Here is a 21075-nt window from a genome sequence, read left to right on the forward strand (position 1 = left end):
TGATGGCGGCAAGCCGAAGCGGCCACGACGGGGCGGTGGGCGCGTGGATCATCTGCGTCATCGCTGTCGCCTCCACTAGCGTCCGGCCCGGCAGGTGGGCGGGCACCGACTCGTGCCCGCCGCGCCGGACGACCGCTGCAGCTTCTGCCCCTCTTCATCGGTCAACCGCCGTGCCCTGACCGGCTCTGCCATCCACACCCTCACCCTCAACAGCGATCACGTTGCCATCGAGAGTGAGGCTGACAGAACCAACACTGCGAACACCGACCACCCGGTCCCCCGAACCCGGCGAACGTTCATGGACACCCGCTAGCCGCGCACGTGCAGGCCGAAACCCTTGCGACCCGGCGCTTCCAGGCCCTCTTTCAACCGCAACGACGGGATCTCGTAGTCACCGAAGTTCTGACGTCGGAACGCGATCGGCTCGGTCGACTCCAAGGTGAGCAGGCGCTGCTCCCACGCCTTGGCGACGTCCGGGTAGTCCGCGTCGGTCATCCGGTCGGTGCCGTACAGCACGAACGGTGGCAGCACCTCGACCCCCGGGTAGTACAGGATTCCGTGGTGGATCGGGAACAGCAGGTCCTCGATCGGGCCGTTGATTCCGCGATCGGTGTAGTGGGACTCCGGGCCCCCGACGGTCACCGACAGAATTGCCCGCCGCCCCTGCAGCGTCCCCTCACCGAATCGCTCGCCGTACCGGGTCTCGTCGTGTACTCCGACGCCGTACGCGAAGTGGAAGGAGAACACCCGGTCCACCCAGCCTTTGAGGATCGCCGGCATCGTGTACCACCACATCGGAAACTGGAAGACCACCGTGTCGGCCCACAGCAGCTTCTCCTGCTCGGCCACCACGTCGGGCGTGAGCGCGACTGCGTCGTACGCCCCGGCCGAACTCGGTATCACCCGCAGTGGGCTGGTGGCGTGGTCGCCGAAGTCCGCCGCGTCCACCACGGCCTTCCAGTTCATGGCGTACAGGTCGCTGACCCGCACCTCGTGCCCGGCTGCTTGGAGAGTGGACACGGCGAGGTCCTTCAGTGAGCCGTTCAGCGAACGTGGCTCGGGGTGGGCGTAGACGATGAGCGTCTTCATGGGTGTTCCCTTCAACGAGGTGTGGTGCCATGGATGTTCGGCCCCCGAGGCCGCGTCGTACAGGGGCGCCTCTTCCATCGGACGGGACTTCCTGGTATCGGCAGGACCACCCTCAAGTGCCTCAACGCGCTCATACTGGGCGCATGGACGATCTTGCGAGCTTCCTGCGAACGCGGCGTTCCCGAGTCGACCCGGCGGCTATCGGCATCCCTACCGACAGCCGCCGCCGGGTCGAAGGGCTGCGCCGCGAGGAGGTCGCGCACCTGTCCGGAGTCAGCGTCGACTACTACATACGCCTGGAGCAGGGCCGCGCGACCCAGCCTTCCGAGCAGATCCTCGACGCGCTTGCCCGCGTCCTCGGTCTCGACGAGACCGAACGCGGGCACCTCTACCGGCTCGCGCGGCAGCGCCGCCGCCGCGCGAAGGCGCCGGGCGGGCGGGTCCGGCCGGAGCTGTTGCGCATTCTCGACCTGATCGCCGACGCACCTGCGCTGATCATGGACCACCGCCTGGACGTACTCGCCGGGAACCGCCTAGCCGGGCTCCTCTTCGGCCGGCCGATGCCGGGCCTGAACACCGCCCGGCACATCTTCCTTGAGGAGGCCGAGCGTGGCCTCTACGCGGACTGGGGGAAATGCACTCTCGACGTGGTCGGGCACCTGCGCCTGGCCGCCGGCAAATACCCCGAGGACCCCCGCCTGGCCTCGCTCATCGGCGAGCTGGCGATGGCCAGTGAACGCTTTCGCCATCTCTGGGCCCGCGCGGACGTGCGCGCCCGCACCCATGGACGCAAGGCGTACCGGCACCCGCTGGTGGGACTGCTGGAACTGCACCAGGAGAACTTCGCACTACCGGACGAATCAAGCATGGAGCTGGTGGTACTGTCCGCGGCCCCCGGCAGCCCCGCCGAGGACGGGCTGCGCCTGCTCGCGAGCCTGGGCGTGGACAGCGATGACGCGCACCCCTCGGTGAACGCTCAAGTCCAGGAGCAACTCAACCACGCCCACCCACCGCCGGGAATACCCGAGAAGTGATGCCCTTCAGTCGCTGTCCGGCGGATCAGTGCATATCTGCGTGGCGGAGCCGGCGTCTGCGGAATGCTTCACCGGGCAGCCTTCAGAGCAAGGGCCGGGACGGTGTCACCTCTTGCATGTGGACGACGACGTCGAACCAGCTCGCGAGTGACCCGCCCGACATGTGGTGGGCCGCATCATCCAGGGGGTCGTAGAACGGGCCGATCAACCGCGTGCGCGTCGGGGCATTCAGCCGGCGGCGGATCGGCTCCGTGGAAGACGTAGGCGCGCTTATCGAACCTCGTGGCCACAGGCCGGAAGTTCTCAAGGCGTTGATCGTCCTCTCGACTTCGTTGGCCATAGGGCGTTCAGGAGTCGCGCCGCGTCCCCGGCTTCACCCTCAGTGCCGGTTGTTGCTGAGTTCGCAACGCGATTGGCGTGCACCTGCGGTGAGGACTGAGTCTTGCCGGGCTGGTGAACTCCTAGGGGGAAGGTACGCCGTGATCGCATCAACGCAGTCTGTTGGTTCCGTCTTGAGTGTGGGCAGACGTTGGATGGTGCTGGCGGTCTGCTGCATGAGCATGTTCCTGGTGGGCCTGGACACCACCATTGTCAACGTGAGCCTGCCGGCTATTGGGAGCGGGCTGGACGTCGGGACGCGTGGCCTCGAATGGACCGTGGACGCCTACACGCTTGTGTTGGCAAGTCTTCTGATCACGTCGGGTGCGTTGGCGGATCGGTTCGGCCGTCGCCGGGTGTTCCGAGTCGGGTTGGCCGTCTTCGGTGCGGCGTCGCTGCTCTGCGCGATCGCGCCGTCCGTGGGCGTGCTGGTCGCGGCCCGTGCGATGCAGGGGATCGGCGCGTCGATGCTCAGTCCCGTAGCGCTGGCGATCGTGGTCAACGCGATGCCCGACCCGCGGGAGCGGGCGCGGGCGATCGGTGTCTGGGCATCTGTTTTCGGGTTGAGCATGGCAGTGGGACCTGTCGTGGGTGGTGCGCTGATCGCCGGATGGGGGTGGCGGTCGGTGTTCTGGATCAACGGACCGATCATCGTGGCCGCCCTGGTGCTCACCGCCGTGTTCGTACCGGAGTCGAGGGCGCCACGGGCACGGCGGCTCGACCTACCGGGACAAGCTCTGTTGACTGTGGTCATCGGGGTCTCGGTCGGTGTTCTCATCGAAGGACCACACAGGGGCTGGGCCTCGCCCCCTGTACTGGTCGCCTACGCACTCGTCGCCGCGTCTGCGGCTGGCTTCGTCTGGGTCGAATCCCGCCGGAGCGAGCCGCTCATCGACCTAGCCCTCTTCCGGCGCCCCGCCTTCAGTGGCGCCGTCCTGGGCGCCGCGGCGGTCTTCACCGCCCTGAACACCACGTTGCTGCTCAGTACCTTCTACCTTCAGCAGACGCGCGGGTTCGATCCCCTTCACGCCGGTGTGGCGACCCTTCCGATGGCTTTCGGGGCAACCGTCTGCGCGCCATGGTCGGGCCGTCTGACCGGACGGCTCGGCCCGCAGCCACCGCTGCTGTGGGCAGGTGGCTTCACCACGGCTGGTGGACTCTTTCTGGTCGGTGTCGACGAGACCACGAGCATGTTCTGGCTCGCGGCGGCCTATCTGCTGATCGGTATCGGCTTCGGCTTCGCGAACACACCGCTGACGAACACTGCTGTGGGCGGGCTGCCTCCCGATCGGGCAGGTGTGGCCGGGGCGGTCACCTCCACTGCCCGCCAGTTCGGCTCAGCGCTCGGTATCGCCATCGCCGGCGGCCTGGTCGCCGGTACTGGCCCCGATGGCCTGCCGGACGCAGCCCGCCCAGGCTGGATCCTGGTCGCCGCCTGTGGGCTCTCCCTGTTCTTGGTAGCACGCGTGTCGCAACCGAAACAGAGCACCCGCTCCCCCGCAGCCCCGGCTGCCCGGTGAGCCGGGCGACCTGCGTCCCCGGACAGCATCACCACACCGGAGGTCTCACGTACAAGGAATCTTCACCGTCAATACTCCGCGAACAGATCTCCTCCCAGTAGAGGGGAGACGAGCGTCGGATCCAGGCCATGAGAGACCGTGCTACGACAGAGCTTCGAGGATCACCGTTCCCTCGGTGACCAAACCGCCGAGCTGCGAAACCAGAACGTCGGCGCAGTGCCCACTACCTGTGAGAACGACGGCGACCGGCACGTCCTCACTCTGCGAGCACAGACGGGCCTTGCGGACCGCGGCGGGAGTCGCCGTTGTCCCAAGACCCGTGCGTGCGTTGTACGTACGGGCCGGGCGGCCAGGTAGAGGTTCGCGCCCCTACTCGGCGAGCCCGGGCCGTACGTCCTGACCGCACGCGTCGAGCGCTCCTGTGCACAAAGCCAACCTCCCGGCCAGTGGCAGACAACGAAAGGAAGCGATCGCCTGTCCCGAACTGACCACGTGAAGTCCCACGGGTTGTTGGACAGTTCTGTCCCGGTTGATGCTTGACGGTTCCGGCACACCTGGACGGTCGCTGCTCATTGAATTCGGTGTGGCTGACGAGCACGAGGAAGGGCCGGTGGACGACCGGCGATGGATGCCCAAGCACCGGTATCGCGCGGTGCTCCAGGTGCTGGATGGGGCACCGGTCGCGCAGCTGGCCCGCCAGGCCGGTACCTCTCGGCAGTCCATGTACTCCCGGGTCGATCGGTATCACGGCGGCGGGCTGGACGCGCTTGTGGACAGACCCCGGTGGCCTCATGTCTCACCGCACTAGGTACCCACCGAGGCCGAAGCCCTGGTCTGCGAACTGCGCCGTTCGTATCCGCGATGGGGCGCCCGTCGCATCGCCCACGAGCTCGGACAGCGCGGGCTGGGCCTGCGCCCAGCCGCTCGACCGTTCAGCGGATCCTGACCCGCCATGGTCTGGTAGACCAGCAGGAGCAGAACCATCGCCGCGCCTATCGGCGCTGGCAGGGATGGTCGCAGGAGCGGGACGGCGAGCGTGAGGCAGCAGGTGTTCATCCACGTCCGGCTTCCTCGACCGGACGGGCTGCCGAAGCTGATGGAGATACTCGGTCGCTTCCCACCCGTCGTCCAGGCACTGCCGCCCCCGCTGCGATCGCGGAGATGTCCGGCGCTGCTCCAGGACACGACGTTCAGCTGCTTTGCCGGGCGGCGGCTGAGCCTTCGTCCTTCAGCACGATCAGCCGGATCGTGCAGTTCTGAGACGGCTGGACCGTCTCACCAGCTCAGAAAACACCGTCGGATCCGAAAGCTTCTGGAACACAGCGAGGGCCAGGGATGGTGGCACTGGGAGGAAGGTTGTGTCACTGCCGCCTGGAACGCCACCGGCTCAGGCTAAGGTCCGCAAAGGCCAGCACGAACCTCGGTCCACTCGTTGTCGGACGGGTACGCGGCGAGGCCGGCGTGACGTATCGGATCAGCGGCAGAGGGGAGCGGGCGAGGGGTGGGCGGGTGTGCCCTGGCGTGGTGACGGGTCGGGCGCGGCAGGAGGTCGGGGCTCGAACTGCCGAGCGGCTCCATTGGCGAGTTGGCGGATGAGGTCGTGGGCGTCGCGGTGGCTCACGGCGTGGGGGTCGAGCGTGCGGGCGTTGTTGAGATGGGTGGCGTTTCGGGGCGACGCGCCGTTCACCCGAACGGGCTAGCATGCACGTCAGGTTCGGTTCAGTCCCCCACTCGGCCGGTGTCGTACGCCCACATCGCGATCTCGACCCTGTTTCGGGCGCCGATTTTGGTCAGCAGGCTGGCGACGTGGGTTTTGGCGGTCGTCAAGCCGATGAAGAGCTCGGCGGCGATCTCGGCGTTCGTGCGGCCACGGGCGACCAGCGTCAGTACCTCCTCCTCGCGTTCGGTGAGCGGCTCGATCGGTTGGGTCCGTCGGCTCGACGGTTCCCTGGCGGCGAGGGTGGCTAGCAGCCGCCGGGTGATGTTCGGCGCGATCAGGGCATCGCCGACGGCGGCGGCATGGACGGCCTGGACGAGCAGCTGTGGCCCGGCGTCCTTCAGCAGAAAGCCTCGGGCGCCGGCCCGGAGCGCGCCGTGGACGTACTCGTCGAGGTCGAATGTCGTGATCACCACTACCGCGATCGGGTCTGGGACGCCCCGCCCTGCGAGGAGCTCGGTCACCTCGATGCCGTTGAGCCCGGGCATCTGGATGTCGACCAGGCACACGTCGGGGCGGAGCCGATGCGCCAGCTCGACGGTGGCGTGGCCGTCGGCGGCCTGGCCGACGACCTCGATGTCGGGCTGCGCGTCAAGGATCATCGACAGGCCGGTGCGCACCAGATCTTGGTCGTCGGCCACCAGAACGCGCACCGTCATCGGCGCACCTTCGTCGGCAGTTCGGCGTCGACCGTCCACCCGCCTTCAGGCGCAGGCCCGGCCCGCAGTGTGCCGCCGAGCAGTTGCACGCGTTCGGTCATCCCCAGCAGCCCGAAGCCGTGGTTCACCGACCGTGCCGGGTCGATCTGTCCGTCGTCGGTCACGCGTAGTCGCAACCTTCCCGCGCCCTCTACGACCCGGATCTCCACACGCGAGGCGTTGCGGGCGTGCCGCAGGGCGTTGGTCAGCGCCTCTTGCGCCAGCCGGTAGACCGCCGTGTCGACCTGGAGCGGAAGCTCGCCCAGGTCATCTGGCAACTCTACATCGACGACCGGGACCGGGTCGCGGCGAGCGAGGGACACCAGGTCGGCAACGCCGGGCTGGGGGGCGTACTCCGCCGGCGCGCCGGCGCGCAGCACCCGGACCATCGCCCGCATCTCCGCGAGCGTCCGCGACGCTTCCCCTTCGATGACCGCCAGCGCATCGAGCGCCGCTTCAGGTCGCTGCCCGGCCATCGCCCGGCCCGCCTGCGCCTGCACAGCGATCGCCGAGATGTGGTGGGCGACCATGTCGTGCAGCTCGCGCGCGAGGCCGATCCGCTCCTGGCTGCGGATCTGGTCCAACGCCCGGCGCCAACTCTCGGCGCGGTAGCGGAACGCCGCTCCGCCTGCTGCCGCCGCCGCCAAGACGGCGAACCCGCCGAAGAGCTCGGCCGGCCCGGTGTAGTCGGTCGCACTGCTGAACACCGCAGCGACCGCGACCACCGCCAGCCCGATCACGATCTCGCGCCCTGAGCCCCAGCGGACCAGCGCGTAGACGAGCACCAGGAGGTAGATCATCGTGTTCAGGCCCACGCCCGGGATCCCGCCCAGCAGGCTCGCCAGTCCCAACGCCATGCCGGTGCCGAAGCCCACCACAACGCAGACCAACGGGTGGGTACGCCGCCACAGCAGCACCGGCGCAAGTCCGACCGCCACGATCGTCGCGAACGGCCGCCAGGCGACGTCGTCCCGGAGGACTCCCTCAAGCAGCGCCGTCACCATCAGCACCCCGACCAGCACCCAGTCGCGCGCCACCCGTTCGGGAGCGTCCGTGGCGCGGGGCTCGGCCCACAGTGCGTTGGTAGTCACACACCTAGCTTAGGGACCGCCGAGGCGTCGGGGACCGACCGAAAGAACGAGATGCCGCTCCTCCCAACGGCCGAGCCGGGTCCGGCCTCGACGCCGATGTGCCCGCCCGCGGGGCCCAGCGATCGTGGACCTACCGACCCTCACTACAACAACGGAGCCCATCATGAGGACACATCAACCCACCACACTGGACGACCAGCGGATCTCGGTGAGAGCCAAGCTCGCCGCAGCGTGGACAAGCTTCATGTTCCTGTACGTCTACGTGGACATTCTCGCCTTGTTCAAGCCCGGCGTCATCGATGACATCCTGGTCGGCGTCGTCTGGGAGTTCGACATCAGCCAGACGTTGTTGACCACCTTCCTCGCGCTCATGGCGATCCCGATCCTCATGGTCGTCCTGTCGATGACGCTGCCCGCCCGGGCGAACCGCATCACGAACCTCATCGTGGCCTCGATACAGATCCCCTTCGCGGCATTCAACGCGGTGGGCGAGTCCTGGACGTACTTCTACGGCCTTGGCGTCGCGCTGGAAGTGGTCGTTCTCGCCCTCATCCTGCGGTACGCCTGGACCTGGCCCAGCACCACCCCGTCGGCGACCATGGCGACCAGCCCGGGCCGTGAAACCACTCGCGCCCAGCAGCAAGCGTGAACCCAAGAGCAGTCCCCGTCCTGTTCGAAGCCATCTGCCTCGGTGCCGCGGTGTGGGTCTCCTGGCGATGGGGCACGAACGACCACTGGGACGTCGCGTAGGGGCCTTCCAAGGCCCCTACCGGCAGGTCAGGCCATCGGATGCGCAACACAGGCCCACCGCATCGTCGACACCGACCCCAAGCGCGGCAACGTCTCGTCCGCGCCACGGGCACCCGCCGCAGAAGGAACTTGGCCTGGGCCCCGTCGGGGCGGTGCAATGGTGGAGTCGGGTATTGGAACTGTCCCGAATGCCTCAGCCATTGCGAACCGCGGCGCTGCCGGTCATGGACAGGGTCTCGGCGTGGAGTTGCTCGTGGAAAAGATCCCGGTTCTCCTGGTAGTGCCGTGACTCGTGATCAATCATGGCTTCGTCGGTGTGTCCTGGGCCGGGCAGCGTCACAGTCTGCGGACGCCCTGGGCCGAGCCATCCTCGTATTTCCTTCCAGCGTGAGGGTGCGAACGGGAGCGAGTGGTGCAGCAGCACGAGATCAAGCTGCCGTGTGCCATCTTCTGGCAGCGCACGGGAGGTCCACGGCGCATCAGGCTGGTCGCTCGGCTCGACCGGAGTCGTGGAACGATGCCTTTGTGGAGAGTCCCGGTCTTTCAGCGCGTCGTCGCATGCTGATCGAAGCGGTTCTCGTGGTCGCGGCGCCTGCTTCGGATCAGTTGGCTTGGCTGGACAAGTACGACGTGCCGCCGGACGAGATCGCCTTGGGTTTCGATGATGCCTTCCGCCTCGTTGGGCGACTGGTCGATGAGGAGCAGCTCAGTCGTCATGTGCTGCCCATGCTGCAGATGATCGACGAGGTCTTCAGCGAGATGTCCCAGGACACCGACGTGGATCGGTGGACGAGGGAGGCATTGTGCACCGACGCCGGGTGGGGACGCGCCCGGCAGTCGGCGCGAGAAGCCCTCACCGCGGAAGGCGAAGAGGCGTCACCGCTGCCAGGCATCTGCATCGTTCGATGAGTCCCCACTTGCCGCTCGCCGAGGTGACGGTGGCCGACCCGGCCCGCGCTCCAGGCTGCGGTCTCGCGCTCGATGGCGGCGAGACCGCGCACAACCGCGCCGTACTGGGCGAACGGGCGTAGATGAAGGCCCTTGATCGTGGCGCCGTCCCGGGTGTGGGCACGGTACCTGCCGACCGTCAGAGAAGCGGGCCCCGTCAGCGCTCGGCCGGGTTGGTGGCAATGACGCTGTACGGGTACGGGAGGGTCTGGTCGCCGGCCTCGGTGAGGAGGGCAGCATCGGCCGGGTCGAGGTCGACACCTGCTGCCCCGAGCAGGTTGTCGAGTTGGTCGAGGGTGCGGGCTCCGACGATGGGGGCGGTGACGGTGGGGCGGCCGCCGAGCCAGGCGACGGCGACCTGTGCGGGGGTCAGCCCGACGCGGTCGGACACATCGAACAGGGCATCCAGGACGCGCCAGGTGCGCTCGTCCTGGTAGGCGCTCCAGGACTCACCCCAGCCGAGCCGTTCGGCGGTCTCCACTCGGCTGCCGACGGGCGGGGCGGTGGCGCCGCGCCGGATCGAGCCGCTGAGCCAGCCGCCCCGCAGCGGGCTCCACGGGATGACTCCGAGACCTTCGTGGCGGGCGACCTCGATCAGTTCCCACTCGGTGGAACGGTCCAGCAGGTTGTACAGCGGCTGGAGGGCGACGAATCGCTCCCAGCCGTGCTGGCGGCTGAGGTCCAGGGCCTTCTGGAGTTGCCAACCGGTGAAGTTGCTGGCCCCCAGGTAGCGGACCTTGCCGGACTTCACCAGGGTGTCCAGGGTGGAGAGCGTCTCCTCCAACGGAGTGGCGGGGTCCCACGCGTGCACCTGGTACAGGTCGATGTGGTCGGTGCCGAGCCTGCGGAGGCTGGCCTCCACCCCGGCGATCAGGTGGTTGCGGCCCAGGCCCCGATCGTTGGGGCTGTCTCCGGTGCCGTACCGGACCTTGGTGGCTATCACCAGGTCATCACGGCGGCGCTGCTTGAGCCACCGGCCGAGGATCTCCTCAGAGGCGCCTGCCGAGTAGATGTCGGCGGTGTCGATGAAGTTGCCGCCCGCCTCGGTGAAGCGGTCCAGGATGGCGTGGGACTCCGGTTCGGCGCTCTCGCGCCCGAACGTCATGGTGCCCAGGCAGAGTTCGCTGACCGCCAGGCCGGTCGATCCCAGGAAGCGGTGACGCATCGTCAGTCCTCTCGGTAGTTCGTTGCTGCGGTGCAATGCTGGTCGGCGGCACCCAAAGGCCCTCGCGGACGGGGCCGGATCAGCGAGACGGCCGGAATGCACCGTCCAGGGTGACGGTCACCTCCTGCACACGGTGGTCGGACAGGTCCCCAGGGTCGCGGAACCGGTAGGTGTGTACCCGCGCACCAGGTGTGGTCAGTACCCAGTCCAGCCGCCACCACTGCACGCCGGGGCGCAGCCGCCACGATGCAGGATACAGCTGGCCTGTCATATGCACGGTGTCCCGGCCGAGTTGAGCGATCTTGCGGGCTTCCCCCATGGCCGGAGTCGTGTTGAAGTCGCCGGCGATCAGGGCCGGGTGCGGACAGTCGGCGACATCCGTTGTCAGTCCCCGGTACTCGCGCTCACGGTCGGCGGCCCGGGTGCGCACCGCCCGGTAGAACTCGACCCGCAGCGGGCTGATCAGCCACAACTGAACGGGGATGTGCACGTTGAAGGTGGTGAACACTCCCCCGTCCGGCAGCCGCAGGTCGACTCGTAGGGTGCGTCGGGCGGCGGTCTCCACGACGTCGACCACCGGCAGCCGGGACATGGTGACCAGCCCCCGGGCGGTGACGATCCCGTACTCGGGGAAGGTGGCGCGGAGCAGGTCCTCCTCGTCGATGAGCGTGTAGGTGCCGTCGAATTGGTCGTGGTGGTACTCCTGCAACAGATAGACATCGGCGTCGAGTTGCCGCAGGTAGGGGTAGAACAGCTCCGGGTCGGTTCGCTGGCACCAGTGCTGGGTGTTCCAGGAGACCAGTCTCAGCGCGCCCTCGGGCGGGGCGGGCCCTCGCCGCAGCCGGGGCCGTTGTAGCCCGCTGCGGCCCGCACCCGTGATCAGGGCTCCGGCGGCCAGTGCGGCGGCGGCCAGGCCCGCTGGCCCACCGGCTCCGAGGCCGAGCGCGCCGAGGAGGACGGGCACGGCCACGAAGAGTGGCGGCGGGGCCAGCGAGGGCAGTAGCCAGCCCCACCACCGCCCGCTGAGCAGCTGGTCGGCCAGGAGGTAGCCGGTCCACAGGGCGGCTGCCCCGAGGGCGAGCGGGCCGATCGTCATGCAGTCACCCGGCCGGTGACACCAAGCTTCCTCAGGAGCGCGTCGTAGCTGTCCAGGCAGCCGTCGGTGCCGTACCGGGCCCGGGTGGCCCGACCGCCCTCGGTCCGCTGCTGCGGTGACAGGGCGGCGGCCTCCAGCAGGGCTGCGGCGAGGGCGCCGGGGTCACCGGGCGGGAAGAGCCGACCGAAGCCGGTGCTGGTGATCGGTACCCGCATGCCGGGAGCGTCGCTGGCGACCGAGGGGACGCCCATCATCATCGCCTCGGTCTGCGAGATGCCGAAGGACTCCTCGGCCACCGACGGCAGCGCGAAGACGTCCAACGATGCGTAGAACTCGGCTATGCGGTGCTCGGCGAGAAATCCGGTGAAGCGAATCCGTGGATCGTCCGCGGAGCGCGCGCGCAACGCACCGACCACGCTGCCGCCGGCGACCTTGGAGTAGTCCCCCGCGATCAACAGCCGGGCGTCGGGGTCCTCGATGGTGCGGAAGGCGTCGACTAGGTGGTGCAGGCCCTTTTCGGGGGCGATCCGTCCGAGGAACCCGAAGTGCGGGCCCGGCCCTTCCCGGAAGGAGGCGATGGCCGGCCCCCGCTCCCGGCAGGGCGGGGCGATCACCGCGAGCCGATCGCGCATGAGCGGCCAGTGGCGGGAGTGCTCGGCGTGGTCGACGTTGTTGACCACGACGGCCGCGGAGCGACGCAGCGCGGTGGCCACCGAGGCGTCCACGACCGGGACTTGGAGTCCGGCGAAGCGACCTGGTGGCAACCAGACGTCGTCGTGGTGGGTGGCGACCACCGGGGTACGCCCCGTCAGGAGGGCCAGCGGGCCCGCCTCCAGCATCGGCAGGTGGATGTTGACCACCCGGGAGGCGCGGGCCAGCCGGGCGGCCAGAGGGAGGAAGCCGGGGCTGAGCACCCCTCGCCCGATCCGGGCGGCGACGGGAGCACGGAACACGTCCACCCCGTTGACGCACTCCCGTACGGGCGAGGACGGGTCGTGTTGGGATGCGACGACCGCGACGCGCCGGCCACGTGCCGCCAGCCCATCCGCGACCGTCCGGGCGACCTCGGTCAGCCCGCTGGTGTACGGCAGGTAGTAGGTGAGGACAACGGTCAGGTCGTAGCGGTAGGGGCGCGAAGTCCGAACAGTGATCATGGCTGGGCCTTCGGGTCTTCCGGTGCCGGGCGGCCGTTGTCCGCCTGGGCGGACGGTGGCGGCAGGGAGAGTCGGAGCTGGATCAGACGGTGGGTGGAGAGCCCCGCTGGCGGGTCGTCCAGCGATTGGCGGTGGATATCGATGCCCGGGGAGGCGAAGGTCCAGTCGAGCCGCCACAGGGCGGCGGGACCGGCGGGGAAGGTCGCCGGGTAGGGGTCGGTGCCGGATTCGGCGGTGTCACGCAGGCCCCGGAACCAGCGCAGGTCTTCGCTGCCCGGCAGCACGTTGAGATCGCCGCCGAGCACCACCGGGTGAGTGTTGGCATCCAGATCAGCACGGAGTTCGCGCAGGTGGAGCAGGCGGCGATGGGCGTGCTCGCCGACCGCGTGGTAGTAGGCAGGGGTCAGCGGGTTGCGGTCGACGTTGAGCAGGTCGGGCAGATGGGTGTTGTAGAGGGACAGGGTGCGTCCGCCGATGCGGACATCGGTGCGCAGCGCTCGGACGTCCCAGTAGTCGGGCCAGTCGGTGTCGGGGGCGGGCAGCCCGGCCGGGCGCAGCGCACGGGTCAGTGTGACGGGATGGCGGGAGAGGGTGATGAACCCTCCCTCGGTCGCGATCCGGTAGCCGGGGAAGGCGGCCTTGATCCGGGCGAGGTCGTTGATCGGGACGGGACGGTCGCCGCGCGCGTTCTGGTACTCCTGGAGCAGGTAGACGTCGGCTTCGTATCCGCGGAGGTAGGTGTAGAAGCGTTCGGGGTCGCTGTCCTGGTGCCAGAAGAAGGTGTTCCAACTGACCACGCGCAGCGCGTCGGTGGGCACCGGGGGTCGGTCGCGCAGGAGGGCGCCGGGGTGGATGCCTGCCTGTCCGGCGCCCAGTACCAAGGCGAGGACGAGCAGCAGCAGGGTAGGGCGGCGGCGCCTGCGGAGCAGGGCGGCGGGTATCAGGAGGATGAGGGGTAGGGCGAGGTAGGCGAGCGGCGGTGCGAGGTCGATGCCGTTCCAGAGCCACCACCGACCGCTGAACACGGTACGCAGCACGGTGTTCAGCGCCCAGAGTGCGGCGAGTGCGAACAGGAGGGTGGTGGCGACCCGGGTCCGGCGTGACGGGGCGGCGGGGTGTGCGGTGAGCGGTGCGATGGCCGGTGCGGACAACGGGCCGGGTTCGGGCGCCGGTCTGCCGACATCGGCTGGTGCACTCACGACGGCGCCCCGGCAGGCCGCGCGGCACCCTTCGGTAGCGGCGGCTCGTACAGTCGCCGAAAACGCCCGGAGGTGAGCCACTGCACCACACCAATGCCGGCGCCGAGTGCGATGGCGGCGTTGACGATGAAGTGCGCCAGGGCGAAGTAGGCGGTGAATCCGTAGCCTCGGCGCCGCAGTACGAAGGCGTAGAGATGGCTGTCGGCGAGAGCCGAGCCCAGGGCCAGCCCGGCCGGCAGCAGGAGCCAGGTGGTGCCGAGGAGTCCGATGGGCACGGTGGCCAGGGCCAGCAGCGCTGCGACGCTGGCTCCGGCGCGCGGTCCGGTGGCGATGCCACCGGGTAGGTCTCGTCGGCGGACGTAGAGCGGGATGTGCAGCCGAGTGCGGTGGAAGACCTTGCGCAGCACCACCCGCCAGGTGTCGTCGTGGTCGTGGCGTCCGCGCACGGTGGTGGAGCTGTGTACCTCGTAGCGGCAGCAGATCCGGGCGGCGTAGTCGCCGTCCTCGGTGTGGCGCAGCTTGGGGTTGAACGGTCCGATCTCGGCGAAGACTGCGGCTGGCATCGCGCAGATGGCGGTGTGCAGGGTGCCGATCCTGCCTTCGTGCTCGGCGAGCCAGTAGTACTGGTGCAGACAGCGGTACTCCTCAATGAGGCTGTCGCGGATCAGTGGTTCTGCGTCGTAGGTCCCGCAGACCGCACCGATGCGCGGGTTGGCCCGGAGCATGGCCACGGCATTGGCAACGGCGTCCGGTTCCATGGCGACGTCGGAGTCGACGAAAACCACGATCTCGCCGGCGGCGTGGGCAGCGCCGGTGTTGCGGGTTACGGCGACTCCGCTGTTGACCCCGGTACTGACGACCCGTACGCCGAGGGACTGCGCGACGGCCACCGAGTCGTCGGTACTGCAGTCGTCCACGAGGAGGATCTCCAGCGGCCGGTAGGTCTGGGCCTGGGCGGCGCGCAGACAGAGTTCCAGGGCACGGCCGTAGTTGTAGTTTGGGATGACGACCGAGACCAGGGGGTTTGTGGTGGGGCGGGTCATGTCGGGCCGTGCCTTTCGGGCGGGCGGGCATGGGCGTACGGCAGGCGGCCGGCACTCAGGCCGGGGATGCCTCCAGGAGCAGCGCGGTGCCGATGAGTGCGGCCCACAGCGCGGAGTTGAGCAGGGTGGCTCGATCGCGCAGCAGGATGCGGACGGGGTTGCCGCCGCCCTGCTCGACCAGCAGGACCTGGAGGTAGCGGGCCAGACCGAAGATCGCGCAGAGGGCGGAGAGCAGGGCCGTGGTGTGGGATGCCCCGGCGAATACCGGGTCCTCGCGGAGGAAGAGCAGATAGGAGATGGCGGTCAGCCCGGCGATCAGGACGATCAGGTGGTCGACGAAGGCGACCGTGTAGCCGCGCAGCGCGGGGCGGTGGCCCAGCCCGGCTGCGGTGAGTTCGTGCCGCCGCTTGCCCAACGAGAGCAGGAGGCAGAACGAGAAGACGCAGATGGCAAGCCAGTCGGGCACCGGCCTGCCGAGGGCGACGCAGCCCTGGGCGAGACGTAGGACGAAACCGGTGGCCACGATGAACGCGTCCAGCAGGGGCACGTGTTTGAGCCCCTGGCTGTAGCCGAGGCTGATCAGCAGGTAGACGGCGACCGGCCACCATTCGGCGAAGGGGCGCACCAACACGGCTGCGGCCAGAGCGCCGGCCAGTACGGCGGCCAGGGCGAGCGCTCCGCGGGTACCGATCCGGCCGGCCGCGAGCGGACGGTGCCGTTTGGTGGGGTGCAGACGGTCGCGGTCGCGGTCGGCGAGGTCATTGACCACGTAGACGATCGCGGAGGCGAGGGTGAAGACGGCGAGCGCCCAGAGAATCCGGCCGGCACTACCGAGCGTCCAGTGGCGGGGGTCGAGCAGTGCGAGGGGCACGACGGCCAGGTTCTTCACCCACTGTCCGGGGCGGACCAGGGCCAGCAGGTCTGCGAGCCGTCGCCGGCGCGGTCGGGCGGGTGCTGTCTGGGGCGTGGGAGGGGTGACGAGGGTGGGTGGGGCCGCCACGCGCAGGGGCGCGGCGGAGGTCTGCGGGATGTCCACGGCAGGTCTCTCCACGGCTGGGGCTCCAGGGGGCTTAGAAGAAGACCTTGGCCAGTCCGAGCGCTCCCTGTCGCCAGGGGTCGCGGCTGGTCCGGCCGTTGGCAGCGGTGGCGGCGCGGGTGGGCGGCAGGGTGCGCCACCACTCGTAGGTGCGCAAGATGGCGTCGCGGTTGGACTGCTGCGGCTGGAAGCCGAGCCGCTCGCGGGCACGGCTGATGTCCACGTAGCTGTCGTCGAGCAGTTTGTAGAGCAGCCGGCCGTACACCGGTGAGAGCCGGGTGCGCTCCAGGCCCCGCAGTACGGCGAGGGCCGGGCCTGCGGGCAGCGAGATGATCCGCTTGCCGTGGCCTGCGGCGTCCAGGACAGCTTGGAAGTCCTCGCGGATGGTGCCGAACTCGGCTGCGCCGACGTTGAATACGTCGTTGGCGATGTGGGGTGGTGCCTCCAGTGCGAGCACCACCGCGTCCACCAGGTCGGCCATGCCGAACATCTGGATGCGGACATCACCGCGCCCGAGCACGGGGAAGTTCCGCCGCTCGTCGGCCCATTCGAAGAGCATCGAGAAGAGGCCCATCCGGCCGGGTCCGACAAAGGTCTTCGGCCGCAGCACCGGCAGGCACATCCCTCGGGCGCGGAACTCCTCGCAGACCGTCTCGGCCTCGGCCTTGGCGCTGCTGTACGCGTCGACGGGCTCGCGCGGATGCTCCTCTGGCGTGGGTACCCGCTTGGGTAACCCGTAGACGGCGGTGGATGAGATGTGCACCACGCGCGGGATCCGGGCCTGTTCGGCGGCGGTGAGGACACTACGGGTGCCGTCCACGGTGATGGATCGGATCTGGTCGACGGGGTAGCTGGGCAGTGCGGCGGCGCAGTGCACTAACGCGTCGGCGCTGTCGAAGGCGCGGGCCAGCGCGGCACCGTCGCGGATGTCGGCGAGCAGGTGGCGGGCGCCCTTCGGTGTGCTCTCGGCGGGGCGCAGATCGAGCCCGGTCACCTCGTGCCCGTCGGCGGCCAGTCGGGCGACCAGGTGGGAGCCGAGCATGCCGGCGGCTCCGGTGACGGCGATCCTCAGGCCCATCTGGACACCGCCTTGTCCTTGACGAAGGAGGTGAGCAGTCGGGTGAGGCCCTTGGCGAGGGTCTGTTCGAAGGCGTCCAGGAAGATGTCCACCTCGGCCGGTCCTGCGACCAGTGGTGGGGCGACGACCAGCGGGCTGCGGCCGTTGAGTGTGTAGTAGAGGAACACGTCGTGTTCCTGGTACATCGTGTTGATGACCGCGCAGGTGATCAGCTTGGTGCGCAGCAGTGGGTCGCGGGCGAGTCCGCCGGGGGCGAGTTTGGCGGCGAGGTCGAGGATGCGTGGACCGCCGTCGAGGAACACTCCGTGCAGTGCCCCGGCGCCCCGGGTGTCGGCGATGATGTCGGGGAACTGCTTGCGCAGCCGCTCCAGGCCCGGGAGGAGCACCCGTTCGATGTCGCGGGCGCGGGCCGGATAGTCGTCCTCCACCGCGATGTTGACGGCCTCGATGGCGGTGGCGGTCTCCTCTCCGAAGCCGTAGTAGGTGGTACTGGTGGATTGGAGCAGGGCGTCGCCGAGGTTGTCGTATGCCTGTTTGAAGACGGGCTCACGGGCGACGAAAGCGGAGATGGAGGACTTTCCGCCGCCGAACGCCTTGGAGGTGGTGACCACATCGGGCACCAGGCCCGGGTAGCGCATGAAGTGGAACAGGCTGCCGGTCTTGCCCCAGCCGGTGTAGATCTCATCGAAGATCAACACGATGTCCTCGGCGGTGCACAACTCCCGCAGACCGCGGAGGAACGCCTCGGAGCACTCGGTCATGGTGGAGGCCGAGAAGGGTTCGATCAGGATCGCGTAGACATCGCAACGGCCCTTGGCGCCGCGGGCGCGGGCTACGGCTTCGCGCACCGAGTCCAGGTCGCCGTAGGTGAAGGTGGAGACTCCGGGGATGCCGGGGAATTTGAAGGGGGCCGACTGGGCGCTGCCCGTCAGGCTTCCGGAGCCGAGCAGCTTGCCGTGGAAGCTGATGTCGGCGTGCAGGATCTGGGTGCGGCGCCCGGCGTGGTACTTGTACGCGAGTTTCACCGCTCCTTCCACCGCCTCCGCACCGGAGTTGGGGAAGAAGGACATCCCGAGGTCGCCGGGGAGCAGTTGCGCGAGGTTGTGGCCCAGCGCGGCGATGTACGGCGAGAAGTAGGTCTTGTGCACCTCCATGCGCTGCCGCTCTTGGAAGCGGCGGCGGGCAGCCAGGATGCGCGGATGGTTGTGGCCGTGGTGCAACACGCCGACACCACCGGTGAAGTCCAGGATGCGCCGGCCGTCGCGGGTGTGTATCCAGGCGCCCTCGGCATGGTCGACCAACTCCCTGCCGAAGCCGAAAGAGGTCATCAGCGCGACCTGGCTTCGGTTGACGTGGGAGCGGTACAGCTCATGGACTTGACGGACGGTCAACTCCTCTGCTTCGTCGAGGCTCATCAGCGATGCGGCAACGTCGGTCATCGGACCCCTTCCGGAACGGTGGTACGGGACAAAGCGCTCGGAGCGGGACGGGCGAGCCGGGCCCAGAGCAGAGCGGCGGCGGTGGCGGCGACCTCGCTGAAGACACAGACCAGACGGCTGGCGATCACAGCCGCGGTCGCGGCGGGCAGTGGCATCACCACGGCCAGCGGTGCCAGCAGAACCAGCTCCCGAGCACCGACCCCGTCGGGCAGCACGAACGCCAGGCTGCCCGCGACGGTGGCCAGCGAGAACCCGCCGACCGCCAGGGCCAGCGAGCCCCAGGCCGGTGCGCCGAACAGCACCACCAGAGCCCACAGGTGCAGACCGGACACCGCCCAGGAGGCCAGCGCCAGCAGGATCGATCGGCGCACGGCCTGCGGTGATCCCGGTTCGACGGCCGGGCGCCTGGCCAGCCTCAGGACCACCGCCACCAGCCGGTTCACCCAGCCGGGCCGGGCGAACGCGGCGACGGCCAGCAACACCAGCGGCGCGAACAGCCAGGCGTACGCGCCGAGGACGACCGGTGCCATCAGGATTCCGGCGCCGGCTCCGGTGGCCACACCGATCACCAGGCCGAGCCCGAAGCCGGAGAGCATCCGCTCGGGAGGCACACCGGCGTCCCGGCCCAGATGGAGATGGGCCAGCACTCCCCAGATGCGGCCGGGAACGAACTTGCTGATCATCCCGATGAAGAAGATCCGGGCGGCCGCTGGCATCGGCAACTGGGTCTTTCCATCCACCACCAGGACCCGCCAGGAGAGCATCGACAACGCCAGTCCCACCGTGTTCGCCAACACGGCGGCGAGCAGGAGCAAGGCACCTCCGGGGCGGCGCGCTGCGGCCGAGATCTCGGCGCCAGCCGCCTGGAGCGAACCACCGACCGCGAAGCCTGTCGCGGTGAGCAGGACCAGGACGGCGACCGGGCGCAGGATGCGGGAGCCGAGGACCCGCTGGAGAACCGAAGGGCGCTGTTCGGTGACGGGGTCGGGCAGGGCCGCGGGTAAGGCTGCGGAGGGCCCCGCTCCCGGGCCGGCCGGGTCGGTGCTCGCGCGGGGCGGCGCCGGGGCGGGATCGTTCACCGGCCGGCCACCGCCCGGTTTTCGTCTCCGCCGCCGCTACGGTCTCGACCGGTGGGCCCACCGGCCCCCGTACGGTCCGCACGTCGACGGACCGAGGGGCCGAAGCCCGGTTCGACCAACCATCGCACCGCCCCCACCAGGGCACCGGACACCAGCGCCAGATGCACCAGGAAGTGGGCCAGCAGAAACCACAGCAGGAATCCGGCACCCCGACGCCGGACGACGAACCGGACGAGCGGCGGGTCGGACAGCGCGAACAGGAGCAGGAAGATCGCGGGCACCGCGAGCAGCCAGGGCGCCGCCAAGCCGAGCGGCAGTGTGGCGGGCACCAGGGCGGCGGCCAGTACCCCGGTTGGCCGGTTGGCTCTCAGCCCACTGCCGCGCCTGCTCTCCACCGCCGCCACCGGCACCAGCAGTTGTGAACGCCGGAACTGCTCGGAGAGCATCGACACCAGACGGTCCTCGTCGTCGTGCCGGGCCCTCACCGTCTCGGTCAGCCGTATCTGGTACGACGCACCGAGCCGGTCGCTGTACTCCACATCCTCCGAGTCGCGCAGGTTCTCGTCGAAGGGACCGACCTCCTCGAACACCGCGCGGGGCATCGCGGCCAGCTCGAACACCGCCGTGCCGACCACACCCACACTGCGTCGCCGCCAGAAGTGCTGGTGCATCGTGCGGTAACGCTCCACCGGCCCGTCGTCGAAGAGCGGTTCGGGGTCGGGGATACCGTGCACACAACCCGTGGCCGAGTCACTCAGCAGCAGGTCGACGGCGTTGGCGAGGGCATCGGGGGCAAGCGCGATGTCGGAGTCCAAGAAGAACAGGATCTCGCCCCGGCTGCTCCGCACACCGAGGTTCCTGGCCGCCGAGACCCCCCGGTTGACCGGCGCCTCGACCAGAAGGCAGGGGAACTGCCGCACGATGTCACGGGAGTTGTCGGTACTGCAGTCGTCAACGACCACAACCTCCAGCGGGGCGAGGGTCTGTGCGTAGACCGACTCCAACACGGTGGGCAGGGTCTTTGCGTAGTTGTAGTTGGGGATGATCACGGAAACGGTGGGACGGCCCCTGGGCATTTCGTTCCCTGTCCTCTCGGTTCGGTGGTACCGGACGACTCCACCCGGCCGAACGCAGCCAGCACCCATCCATCGGAGCTCCGACGATCGGCGAGCACGCCGGCGAGGAAGCCGAGAGCAGCGGTTTCGGCGTCGGCCGGATCGGCCGCCTCCATGAAGAGCGCAACATGGACGCGGTCCAGTCCCGCGACGGTGTGCAGATGCGCGGGAGCCGCGGTGTGGCCGGCGTCATCCGGCCGCCGGTGCGATCGGATGATCTCGGCCAATTTGCAGGGCCCGGGGGAGCATTCGGCCCTGCTCCCGATACGCGTCAGCAGAGCAGTTACGAGGTACATGAGGCAGCGGGCTCGGGGCTCAGCCCCGGAAGAACCCGACTGGGGGCCCGCCCGAAGCCGCAGCGAACGGCCCGAACAGCACGCTCCCCACACCCCCGGAGAGCCCTCTCACCGGGACCCGACAACCCGCCGGTTCGCGCTGTGAACTCG

General features: G+C 69.2%; 20 protein-coding genes. 6 read left to right on the forward strand and 14 right to left on the reverse strand.

Translation table 11 applies throughout. From position 1 onward, the window contains the following. Positions 1-309 precede the first annotated feature (309 nt). Entirely contained in the window at positions 310-1089 is a 780-nt protein-coding gene (locus tag OID54_RS03565) for an NAD(P)H-dependent oxidoreductase (protein WP_329027251.1), read from the reverse strand. Positions 1090-1232: 143 nt separating this feature from the next. Between OID54_RS03565 and OID54_RS03570 the strand changes: the two genes are divergently transcribed. The 3 genes from OID54_RS03570 to OID54_RS39140 all read left to right on the forward strand — a co-directional run bounded on the left by OID54_RS03570 (position 1233) and on the right by OID54_RS39140 (position 4829). Next, positions 1233-2123: a helix-turn-helix transcriptional regulator gene (locus OID54_RS03570; RefSeq protein ID WP_329013719.1), complete on the forward strand. Its 891-nt coding sequence runs from the start codon at positions 1233-1235 to the stop codon at positions 2121-2123. A 554-nt stretch (positions 2124-2677) separates the two neighbouring features. Next, positions 2678-4021 carry an MFS transporter gene (locus OID54_RS03575; protein WP_443055516.1) on the forward strand — a complete coding sequence of 448 codons (1344 nt, stop codon included), beginning with the start codon at positions 2678-2680 and terminating at the stop codon, positions 4019-4021. Positions 4022-4649: 628 nt separating this feature from the next. Then, on the forward strand, positions 4650-4829 hold the full coding sequence (locus tag OID54_RS39140; RefSeq protein WP_443055751.1) for a helix-turn-helix domain-containing protein: 180 nt from the start codon (positions 4650-4652) through the stop codon (positions 4827-4829). A gap of 666 nt (positions 4830-5495) precedes the next feature. Here OID54_RS39140 and OID54_RS03580 read toward each other — a convergent pair. The 3 genes from OID54_RS03580 to OID54_RS03590 are packed head-to-tail and all read right to left on the reverse strand — an operon-like array spanning position 5496 to position 7527. Further along, a complete protein-coding gene (locus OID54_RS03580; protein WP_329013726.1) occupies positions 5496-5708 on the reverse strand; it encodes a hypothetical protein in 213 nt (70 codons plus the stop codon). 32 nt (positions 5709-5740) lie between these two features. Next, a complete protein-coding gene (locus OID54_RS03585; RefSeq protein WP_329013729.1) occupies positions 5741-6397 on the reverse strand; it encodes a response regulator transcription factor in 657 nt (218 codons plus the stop codon). After that, entirely contained in the window at positions 6394-7527 is a 1134-nt protein-coding gene (locus OID54_RS03590) for a sensor histidine kinase (RefSeq protein WP_329013733.1), read from the reverse strand. Before OID54_RS03590 ends, OID54_RS03585 begins: the two co-directional genes overlap by 4 nt. Before the next feature lie 163 nt (positions 7528-7690). On the opposite strand from OID54_RS03590, the gene OID54_RS03595 reads away from it, so the two are divergent. From OID54_RS03595 to OID54_RS03605, 3 genes are all read left to right on the forward strand, one after another. Then, positions 7691-8176, forward strand: coding sequence for a DUF6326 family protein (locus OID54_RS03595; RefSeq protein WP_329013736.1), 486 nt, complete (start codon positions 7691-7693; stop codon positions 8174-8176). Positions 8177-8835: 659 nt separating this feature from the next. Then, on the forward strand, positions 8836-9186 hold the full coding sequence (locus OID54_RS03600; RefSeq protein ID WP_329013739.1) for a hypothetical protein: 351 nt from the start codon (positions 8836-8838) through the stop codon (positions 9184-9186). Beyond that, entirely contained in the window at positions 9183-9308 is a 126-nt protein-coding gene (locus tag OID54_RS03605) for a hypothetical protein (RefSeq protein ID WP_329013743.1), read from the forward strand. The genes OID54_RS03600 and OID54_RS03605 overlap by 4 nt, the downstream gene beginning before the upstream one ends. A gap of 74 nt (positions 9309-9382) precedes the next feature. Here the strand turns inward: OID54_RS03605 and OID54_RS03610 are convergent, their stop codons facing one another. From OID54_RS03610 to OID54_RS03655, 10 genes are all read right to left on the reverse strand, one after another. Beyond that, the gene (locus OID54_RS03610; RefSeq protein WP_329013746.1) at positions 9383-10390 is read right to left on the reverse strand and encodes an aldo/keto reductase; all 1008 of its coding nucleotides are present in this window, start codon (positions 10388-10390) and stop codon (positions 9383-9385) included. Positions 10391-10469: 79 nt separating this feature from the next. Then, entirely contained in the window at positions 10470-11486 is a 1017-nt protein-coding gene (locus OID54_RS03615) for an endonuclease/exonuclease/phosphatase family protein (protein ID WP_329013749.1), read from the reverse strand. Next, positions 11483-12640, reverse strand: coding sequence for a glycosyltransferase family 4 protein (locus OID54_RS03620; protein WP_329013752.1), 1158 nt, complete (start codon positions 12638-12640; stop codon positions 11483-11485). The genes OID54_RS03615 and OID54_RS03620 overlap by 4 nt, the downstream gene beginning before the upstream one ends. Then, on the reverse strand, positions 12637-13839 hold the full coding sequence (locus OID54_RS03625) for an endonuclease/exonuclease/phosphatase family protein (protein ID WP_329013755.1): 1203 nt from the start codon (positions 13837-13839) through the stop codon (positions 12637-12639). Before OID54_RS03625 ends, OID54_RS03620 begins: the two co-directional genes overlap by 4 nt. Then, positions 13836-14882 carry a glycosyltransferase family 2 protein gene (locus OID54_RS03630; RefSeq protein ID WP_329013758.1) on the reverse strand — a complete coding sequence of 349 codons (1047 nt, stop codon included), beginning with the start codon at positions 14880-14882 and terminating at the stop codon, positions 13836-13838. Before OID54_RS03630 ends, OID54_RS03625 begins: the two co-directional genes overlap by 4 nt. A 55-nt stretch (positions 14883-14937) precedes the next feature. After that, positions 14938-15933: a UbiA prenyltransferase family protein gene (locus OID54_RS03635; RefSeq protein WP_329013762.1), complete on the reverse strand. Its 996-nt coding sequence runs from the start codon at positions 15931-15933 to the stop codon at positions 14938-14940. A gap of 19 nt (positions 15934-15952) precedes the next feature. After that, positions 15953-16996 (reverse strand): NAD-dependent epimerase/dehydratase family protein, encoded by a 1044-nt coding sequence (locus OID54_RS03640; protein WP_329013765.1) that lies wholly within the window; start codon positions 16994-16996, stop codon positions 15953-15955. Beyond that, a complete protein-coding gene (locus OID54_RS03645; protein WP_329013769.1) occupies positions 16987-18435 on the reverse strand; it encodes an aspartate aminotransferase family protein in 1449 nt (482 codons plus the stop codon). Before OID54_RS03645 ends, OID54_RS03640 begins: the two co-directional genes overlap by 10 nt. Continuing rightward, positions 18432-19514, reverse strand: coding sequence for a lysylphosphatidylglycerol synthase domain-containing protein (locus tag OID54_RS03650; RefSeq protein ID WP_329013772.1), 1083 nt, complete (start codon positions 19512-19514; stop codon positions 18432-18434). The genes OID54_RS03645 and OID54_RS03650 overlap by 4 nt, the downstream gene beginning before the upstream one ends. Continuing rightward, positions 19511-20590 carry a glycosyltransferase family 2 protein gene (locus OID54_RS03655; RefSeq protein WP_329013775.1) on the reverse strand — a complete coding sequence of 360 codons (1080 nt, stop codon included), beginning with the start codon at positions 20588-20590 and terminating at the stop codon, positions 19511-19513. Before OID54_RS03655 ends, OID54_RS03650 begins: the two co-directional genes overlap by 4 nt. Positions 20591-21075 lie beyond the last annotated feature (485 nt).

The organism is Streptomyces sp. NBC_00690 (genome assembly GCF_036226685.1).
Classification (GTDB): domain Bacteria; phylum Actinomycetota; class Actinomycetes; order Streptomycetales; family Streptomycetaceae; genus Streptomyces.